This is a genomic window from Massilia sp. CT11-108 (assembly GCF_047302915.1).
GTDB lineage: Bacteria > Pseudomonadota > Gammaproteobacteria > Burkholderiales > Burkholderiaceae_D > Telluria > Telluria orientalis.
This window is the reverse complement of record NZ_JBKYMO010000475.1, coordinates 1-4,223: the sequence shown is the minus strand read 5'-3', so window position 1 is coordinate 4,223 and position 4,223 is coordinate 1. Positions and strand designations below refer to the sequence as shown.

Below are 4,223 nucleotides of genomic sequence, written 5' to 3'. Positions count from 1 at the left end.
GCCACGGTCTGGCGCGCCGCCGCGTCCTCGGCCGCGCGGCGGTACCCGTCCAGGCGGTGCAGCAGCACCGTGGAAAGCGCCGCCGTGATGGCGGCGACGATCGCGAATTCGTACAGGGTGAAACCGCGGGTTGTCTTCACACGAATCATGGATGCCTCGTCAATGATGCAGGGCGGCCTTGCCCAGGTCCCAGATCGGCAGGAAGATGCCGAGCGCCAGCACGAGCACCATCGCACCGAGGAAGGTGATCAGGATCGGCTCGATCTGGCTGGACAGCGTCTTGAGTTCGTAGTCGACCTCGCGTTCGTACATCTGCGCGATCTCGTCCATCAGGTCGTCGAGCGAGCCGGATTCCTCGCCCACGGCGATCATCTGCAGCACGATCGGCGTGAACACCTGGGCGTTGGTCGCGGTGCGCAGGATGCTTTCGCCCCGCTCGACGCCGTCGCGCATCTGGTCCAGGCGCATGGTCAGGTAGGCATTGTCGGCCGTCTGCGCGACGACCGACAGGGCTTGCACGATCGGCACGCCGCTGCGGATCGACAGCGCGAAGCTGCGCGCGAAGCGGGCCATCGTGGCCTTGTGGATGATCTTGCCGGCGATGGGGAAGCGCAGCTTCCAGCGGTCCCACGCCAGGCGGCCGGACACGGTCCGCGTCCACGTCCGCACACCGAAGAAGGCTGCCACGGCGGCGCCGAGCATCACGGGCCAGTACTCGACGGTGAAGCGCGACGTCGTGATCAGGATGCGCGTCATCAGCGGCAGCTCGGCGTGGAAGCTCTTGAAGACCTTTTCGAACTGCGGGATCACGAACACGTTCACCACGACCATCGCCGCGATCATCGCGATGATGACGAACGTGGGATAGCGCATCGCCGTCTTCACGCGGTCGCGCATGTCGCGGTCGAATTCCAGGTGGTCGAACAGGCGCAGGAAGACTTCTTCCAGGCGGCCCGTCATCTCGCCCACGCGCACCATCGACAGGTAGAACGGCGTGAAGCATTCCGTGTGGCGGCGCATCGCGGTCGACAGTTCGCGGCCCGCGTCCAGCGACTCGCGCAGGTCCTGGATCACGCGCGCGAAGCTTTTATTGGTCGCCGATTCCTGCAACCCGGCCAGGCCGCGCATGATCGGCACGCCCGACTTCAGCAGCGTGTAGATCTGGCGGCTGAACAGCTGCACGTCGATCGACGTGACCTTCTTGCGCGTCAGGCGCTCCCACAGGCTGTCGTTCGCGCCGGCGGCGTTGCCCGGCGTGGTCGCCTTGCGGGTGGTCGGGGTGATGTCGAGCGGCGTGACGCCGGTGCCGAACAGCTGGTCGGCGACGGCGCTGCTGTCGGCGCCTTCCAGCACCCCCTGCATCAATTCGCCGCGCGCGTTGCGGCCCTTGTAGGCGAAGAACGGCATGAATGTCTATCAGTCTTCCATCTGGTTGCTGATCCGCATGGCTTCCGCCACCGTCGTGCGGCCCTGGATCGCGAGGCGCACACCGCTGCGGCGCAAGGTCTCGCCGCGCATCTCGGCATGCGCCACCTTCAGGAAGTGCGACGGGTCCGGGTGGTTGGCGGCTTCGTTGACGGCGCGCGTCATCTCCAGCAGTTCATACACGCCCGTGCGGCCGCGGTAGCCCGTGCCGTTGCAGTGCGAGCAGCCGCGCCCGTGGAAGAACGGCACCGTTTCGGCGCGGTCACCCAGTTCGGCGCGCAGCCAGGCGCGTTCCGGCGCCGGCAGCTGGTACGGCTCGGAGCAGCTTTCGCAGATCACGCGCACGAGACGCTGCGCCAGCACGGCCTGCAGCGAGCCGCTCACCATGTAGCGCGGCACGCCCATGTCCATCAGGCGCAGCGGGGTCGATGCCGCATCGTTCGTGTGCAACGTGGACAGCACGAGGTGGCCCGTCATGGCGGCACGCAGGCCGATCTGCGCCGTCTCCTGATCGCGCATCTCGCCGACGAGCACGATGTCCGGGTCCTGGCGCAGCGCGGAACGGAGCACGCGCGCGAAATTCAGCTCGATCTTGTCGTTGACCTGCACCTGGTTGATGCCGGACAGCCGGTATTCGATCGGGTCCTCGACCGTGATGAGCTTTTTCTCGACGGAGTTCAGCTCGGCCAGGGCGCTGTACAGCGTGGTCGTCTTGCCGGAACCCGTCGGTCCCGTCACGAGCACGAGGCCGTTCGGCCGCTGGACGATGGCGCGGAAGCGTTCCACCAGCGCGGCCGGCATGCCGATCGCATCCAGGCGCAAGTTCATGCCCACCTGGCTCAGCAGACGCATGACGACGGATTCGCCATACTGCGTGGGCATCGTCGAGATACGGACGTCGATGCGCTGGCCGCGCACCTTGACGGCGAAGCGGCCGTCTTGCGGCAGGCGTTTTTCCGAGATGTCCAGGTCCGCCATCAGCTTCAGGCGCAGCGCCAGCGGCGTCGCGATCTTGATGTCGGCTTCCGTCTGCAGGTGCAGCACGCCGTCGATGCGGAAGCGGATCTGCAGGCGGCCGTCCTGCGGTTCGATGTGGATGTCGGACGCGCGCACCTGGGCCGCGTCGTCGAACACCGACTGCAGCAGTTTCACCACCGGCGCTTCTTCGAGGCCGGAGTTGGCGGACAGCGCGTTGAAGTCGACGGAGGTCGTGTCGCCCAGGTCCTGTTCGAGCTCGCGCGCCAGGCCCGTGATCTCGCCCGTGCGGCGGTAGATGCGGTCGATCGCCTGCAGCACTTCGGTCTCGTTGACGACCGCCAGCTCGACGCCCTTCTTGAGGAGTCTCGCGATCTCGTCGTAGGCAAACAGGTCGGTCGGGTCGGAGACGCCGACGAGCATCGTCTCGCCGCGGTCTTCCAGCACGAGCGCGCGGAAGCGGCGCGCCTGCGTTTCCGGCAGCAGGCGCACGACGTCCTGGTTGATGTTGTAGAACTTGAGGTTGAGGTAAGGGATGCCCAGCTGGCGTGCCAGCGCGCCCGAGATCTGCTCTTCCGTGACGAAACCGCTCTCGACGAACACACGGCCGAGCTTGCGGCCCGTGCGTTTCTGGTCGGCAAGCGCCTGGTTCAGCTGGTCTTCCGACAACAGCTTTTGTTGCACCAGGATTTCGCCAAGTCGGACTTTTTCGGGCCGGGCCATACCACCTCTTCGATCAATGTAGGACTAGTCCTTCATTGTATTCCAGAGGAACGAAAAATTAACATGGAGAATGACTTTACGTAAGGCAAAACGTCTCGTCCGCGCGACTCCATGTCACTCCTGCATGCCATGCAAGAAACAAATGTTGCCAAGATTCGGGGTCAGGTCCACTTTTTCCCCGACGCGCGGCGTTAAATCTGCGATAAAACAGGCACTTGCGGCTGCGGCACCTGCCCAAAATGTGCTCTGACCCCGAATTTACACGAGGTGGCTGCTGGGCTACCATGCTGGCAAGGCGCCTGGGCTGCGCATTATCCGCGGAGCTTGCTGTGCAGCTGTTACAACGTCGTTCTCTCCCTTCCATACGCGCCAAGCTCGTGACGCTCGTCCTGGCGTGCGCCCTGCCGATCCTGATCGGCTACATCGTGTTCGCCAGGGACGCCGACCAGCGCGAACGGGTCCACGTCGCCGAGGATGCGGAGATGATCGCGCGCGCGCTGGCCGCGGCCGTCGACCGCGACCTCGCCAACGGCGAAACGGCGGCGCGCACCCTGGCCAACCAGGCGAATCTCGCCAGAGGCGACCTGGCCGCGTTCCACACGGCCGCGCGCCGGCTGCTGCGCCCCGAATTCCCCGCCTATGCGGTCGCGGTCAGCGCGCCGGACGGCAAAGTCCTCCTCGACACGCGCCACGCCGTCGGCAGCATACTCCCGCCGCGCGGCAACGAGGCCGACATCCGCGCCGTCTTCGCCAAAGGCGACGCCGTCACGTCCGGCCTGCACCGGGGCGACGCCACGCAGCCCTGGGTGATCTCGATCACCGTGCCGGTCTGGCGCGAGGGCAAGGTTGCGTATGCGGTGACGGTCGAACTGCGCCCACGCCGCCTGCAGGAACTGCTCGCGAACCAGAACCTGCCGGCGCGCTGGAGCGCGATCGTGTTCGACAACAACCGCAGGCTGGTCGCCTACCGCGGCCACATACCGCACGGGATCGGCGACAGGATGCATCCGGATCTGATCAAGGCGGTGGCCAAGAGGCCGGTCGGCATCGTCGAGCTGACGGCGCATGGTCCGCAGGCGATGTACTCGGCCTATGCGCGC

The 4,223-nt window shown here is 66.0% G+C and carries 3 protein-coding genes; 1 reads left to right on the top strand and 2 read right to left on the bottom strand.

Annotated elements, in window-relative coordinates; translation table 11 throughout:
• Window positions 1-159 precede the first annotated feature (159 nt).
• The gene (locus ACEN88_RS25685) at window positions 160-1,407 is read right to left on the bottom strand and encodes a type II secretion system F family protein (protein ID WP_413344219.1); all 1,248 of its coding nucleotides are present in this window, start codon (window positions 1,405-1,407) and stop codon (window positions 160-162) included.
• Between the two features lie 9 nt (window positions 1,408-1,416).
• Window positions 1,417-3,123, bottom strand: a complete 1,707-nt coding sequence (locus tag ACEN88_RS25680) for a GspE/PulE family protein (RefSeq protein ID WP_160409818.1) — start codon at window positions 3,121-3,123, stop codon at window positions 1,417-1,419.
• Between the two features lie 329 nt (window positions 3,124-3,452).
• Between ACEN88_RS25680 and ACEN88_RS25675 the strand changes: the two genes are divergently transcribed.
• The coding region (locus tag ACEN88_RS25675) for a cache domain-containing protein (RefSeq protein ID WP_413344217.1) at window positions 3,453-4,223 on the top strand (771 nt) is incomplete at its 3' end.